We start from the raw sequence: 395 nt of genomic DNA, 5'->3' as shown, positions 1-395 counted from the left end.
GTGCTGCCCTACAGCCACTACCTGTCCAAGTTCACCGCGTACCTCCAGCAGCTCGACATGGAGTCCAACGGCAAGTCCGTCGACCGCGAGGGCGACCGCGTGGACTGGCAGACCGGTCCGGTCGTCTGGGGCACGCCCGGCACCAACGGGCAGCACGCCTACTACCAGTTGCTCCACCAGGGCACCAAGCTGATCCCGGCGGACTTCATCGGCTTCGCCGCCCCGGTCCACGACCTGCTGCCCGGCCTGATCGCCCAGCACGACCTGCTGATGGCCAACTTCTTCGCGCAGACGCAGGCCCTGGCCTTCGGCAAGACGCCCGAGGAGGTCCGGGCCGAGGGCGTGCCCGAGGAGCTGGTCCCGCACAAGACGTTCCGCGGCAACCACCCCACGAC

General features: G+C 68.9%; 1 pseudogene. It reads left to right on the top strand.

The window, feature by feature from the left end:
- Window positions 1–395: pseudogene (locus BCY78_RS24430) on the top strand (glucose-6-phosphate isomerase); the annotation flags it as partial.

The sequence above is a fragment of the Pararhodobacter sp. CCB-MM2 genome (genome assembly GCF_001691415.1).
Lineage (GTDB): Bacteria > Pseudomonadota > Alphaproteobacteria > Rhodobacterales > Rhodobacteraceae > Pararhodobacter.
The sequence above is the reverse complement of the archived record's forward strand: the minus strand, read 5'-3'. Positions and strand labels throughout refer to the sequence as shown.